This is a genomic window from uncultured Agitococcus sp. (genome assembly GCF_937920075.1).
Lineage (GTDB): Bacteria > Pseudomonadota > Gammaproteobacteria > Pseudomonadales > Moraxellaceae > Agitococcus.
Genome location: NZ_CALETI010000327.1, coordinates 1 through 3496 on the forward strand (window position 1 = coordinate 1; position 3496 = coordinate 3496).

Genomic DNA, 3496 nt, shown 5'->3' on the forward strand with positions numbered 1-3496 from the left:
GATTATATCACTCATTGTTTTGCCCCTATTTGACGGCCTTTGCCGCGCCAGTTAATGCCTAGTCTTTCTATGCGTTTTCTTAAAGCTGTTTTTCCGATACCAAGAAAAGCTGCGCTTCTTCTAATCGTTAAGCCAAGTTTTTCACATTCAATAACCTGTTGATCTGTGACTTTTCGCTGATAATTTGGAGGGATAATTAACGCGTCTATTTTATCCCATCCTCGTTTTATTCTATGTTTAGCTGTCGATAGATTAATATTATTAGCAATTGCGGCTTGACGTAAACTCATAAATCACCCACTTGTAATAAAATATCATCATAGATGGGCTGCAACCATTCGCGCTGCGGCAATGTTTTTATGTCTTTGATTGATAATCCAAAATTAGCCAACAAAACAGACGTTTTTTGCTCACTAAAAATTAAACCAAAATGTTTAAAAATAAAATTAGAAACCGATTTTAGGTTTACAAAAAAATTATCAGTCATATACATGACAGCACGAACAATAGTTATTTTTACAGATAATTTCATTAGACACCCCCATTCAAGGCATTCAGAAGATTGCGGCAACGAGTGAATGACTCTCGCTTTCAGATGCCTCCTAAGCCGCAAAATTAGTTTATGTATTTATCGTTAGTTTGTCGCTGTTAGTTTAGGCCAAAAATACCAAAACAATACTGTCAATTAGGCCATTTATATAATTCTATAGATTAGAGCATGATAGTACATAATAGTAAGACTCTACTATTATGAAACCTATATATACCAATACTTATATAAGCATAATAGCATAATAGCATAGTAGTCTATATAGTATATAAAAGTGTATATATAAATACAGATGTATATACAGTTGTATTTTATTGTATTTGTACATTTTTTAATCATCTAAAGATGGTGTGTTTTTATGTATGTATATATATCTATATATATACTATCTTGCTATTATGCTATTTTGCTTTGTAAGTTATTGTTTTTAATATGTATTTTAACAAAAATACGCTACTATCTTGCTACTATCATGCACTATCATGCGCCTAAACAATGCAAAAATAGCTCAAAAAATAAACAGCAAAAACAAAAAAAGGCCAGTAATGGCCTTTAGTCTAAAAAAGTTATCCACAGGTCACATGGCAAAATACCGCAAGTATTTTTGCTTTGTGCTAGGCTTAATTTGCTCCTCTGCTCTAATCATTTGTTTGTCAATCATCTGCACCAGTAACGCCTCAACTTGAGTTTTTGGCGTACTTCTCAAACGATTGCAGATGACACCAAGCGTTTCGCCATGCTCTTTGTCAACAATGGACAACACCTTAGCTGCTAAACCATCGCTAGACTCTTTATTCTCGGTGCTATACGCAAGTTTGATTTTTTGCTCAATATCGCGCATGGCCAACGCATAGCCATAGCGGACGTGTTCAACATTACGCAAGCCACTCGGCAATGCACAAATTAAACTAACCTTGCTTGCAAGCTCATAACCGCGTCTAGCAATGGCCTCTAGCCCTGTTGTTGCCTTGTGTCGCTCTGCTAACGCATAAAAACGCTCGTAAACCTCGTTTAAAAGCTCCATAGCCGCGTTATCCGTTGGAATGGTGGACTTATCCCCGATATGTTGAATACGCGCTCCTACGCTCTCTAAAGCGTCATAGTGACCATGTGCATATAAATTACGCAAAGTATTGGCCATGCCATCGGTCATAGGCTTTTTAATAAAGCGAGTTTTGCGTTTTGGGTTAGTCTCTAAGTCACTAAAAATCATGGCTCGCGCCATAAATCCGTTAGTGGCTTGCTCGAATGTCATCAAGTCGTTAAATGTGACAGGCGTAGTAAAACCCAATACCGTTAAATATGGATTTTCTAGGCCATCATCAACGCTTTTAATCGCTTGGATTATCTGTTCTTTTGCAATCTCTAAACGCTCGCGCATGGTATCTGTGCTGCTGTCCTGTGCTAGTTTTTCTAGTTTTTTGTCAATCTGTGCATACTCAAGCGTCAATTTTTGCTTAATGTCGTCTTTTAAATCGCCAGTGATGGGCAAATAGCCATTAGCTTTTGAATAAACACTCATCACTAAACCGACAATACCCTCAAGATAAGACGCACCGCCTTTTTTAGATGCGTTTTGTAGCTTATTTAACGTGATACCAAGCTCATCAACGCAATAAAACGCGGCTTGATGCCGTATCAGATTACGCATGACCTCTTGTTCAGACTTAAAGCCACCGTGTAACGCGCTCTGAACGCCTGCAGCTTTGATGATTGATAAATAAGACTGGAGTATTTGCTCTTTACCAGTGCCGCTACCTGCCACGCCGAACGCGATAATATTCGCGCTCATATTGTCTAAGCCATCGGTATAACGCATTCCTGCCAAGCTGCTAACAGCTGTTAATGCCGCTGCTACGGCCAAATTCTCACGCGGATATAAACACTGGTCATTTATCCATTGCGTTAATGTACCAACAAAATCAGGTGGCCGTTTAACATCGACTGGCTCATCTAGTAAATGCACAGTACCCGAACCAAAAACCGAACCAGTCTTTACACTGTCAAAATTAGCATCTTCAACACTACCAAGACTCTCATCATAAACAAATGTGACAGGCTCACAATAACCGCCTTCGTGCGCGTAGTGTAATAACGTGCCATAGCCTACGGGATTAGTCGTTTTACCGAAGCTGTGCCAGTGCTTACGCAATGAATCGACACTGCTATATTTTGCGCTATCCTTGCTCCATGCGTCCCAAATCTCAAAGCCGCCACCGTTTAGGCAATGGTGAATAGCCATACCAATACTTACCCACTGGCTATAATCACAATCAGGATTGCAATGTTCTAACAAGCTAACAATGTGTAATTCGTCAATGTCTAAATCTTTACCGTTGTTTTGAACGCGAAAAAAGGCAGGACGCTCCAGCAATGCCAAAAGCTCACTAGGCGCAAAATCAATATCTTGTGGATAACCTTTGAGCGTTTCATAATTTGAGCCGCTTTGATGTAACGACCCTGCACCTACGACAAATCCGCTAGTCTTAAAATCAATACCCTTGTATTTGTCATTGTTTTGCATAAGTGACTTTGTTTTGTCATCATCACTCAGTTTAAAATAATGGTGCTGGCTACCGCCACCGCTGCCCGTATTAACGATAAATTTGCAATCTAAAATGGCAGGCACATCTTTACATAACTGCTTAAAAGACTTAACGCCACCATTGCGAGCGTCAACATCAATAATAAGATAATCACGCACAATCACGCCAAAACCGCTGTCAAAATGCCCCATCTCACTAAAACATTCTATTTGCTCATCCGACCACACAGGCACGTTTTGCCAGTTGCTCATAATGGGATGCTTTAAAATAGCTTTACACTCAACATCACCACAATTACACAAGCCACCGCTTGAGCCATGCAAGCCAAACACTTTAAAGCCTGCATCTATATAATCAAAAATATCATTTATCATTGTTATTGTCCTTTTCACAATCGCAA

Annotated in this window: 3 protein-coding genes; all 3 read right to left on the reverse strand. The window is 39.2% G+C overall.

Going from position 1 to position 3496, the window contains the following annotated elements:
* Positions 1-11: 11 nt before the first annotated feature.
* The 3 genes from Q0212_RS11340 to Q0212_RS11350 all read right to left on the reverse strand — a co-directional run bounded on the left by Q0212_RS11340 (position 12) and on the right by Q0212_RS11350 (position 3470).
* Positions 12-290 (reverse strand): hypothetical protein, encoded by a 279-nt coding sequence (locus tag Q0212_RS11340; protein WP_297925534.1) that lies wholly within the window; start codon positions 288-290, stop codon positions 12-14.
* Positions 287-532 carry a hypothetical protein gene (locus tag Q0212_RS11345; protein WP_297925535.1) on the reverse strand — a complete coding sequence of 82 codons (246 nt, stop codon included), beginning with the start codon at positions 530-532 and terminating at the stop codon, positions 287-289. Before Q0212_RS11345 ends, Q0212_RS11340 begins: the two co-directional genes overlap by 4 nt.
* Before the next feature lie 595 nt (positions 533-1127).
* A complete protein-coding gene (locus tag Q0212_RS11350; protein ID WP_297925537.1) occupies positions 1128-3470 on the reverse strand; it encodes a PriCT-2 domain-containing protein in 2343 nt (780 codons plus the stop codon).
* Positions 3471-3496: the final 26 nt, after the last annotated feature.

Excerpts from the sequence above, each read along its gene's own strand:
- Q0212_RS11340 (WP_297925534.1), bottom strand. The coding sequence starts at position 290 with ATGAGTTTACGTCAAGCCGCAATTGCTAATAATATTAATCTATCGACA.
- Q0212_RS11345 (WP_297925535.1), bottom strand. The coding sequence starts at position 532 with ATGAAATTATCTGTAAAAATAACTATTGTTCGTGCTGTCATGTATATG.
- Q0212_RS11350 (WP_297925537.1), bottom strand. The coding sequence starts at position 3,470 with ATGATAAATGATATTTTTGATTATATAGATGCAGGCTTTAAAGTGTTT.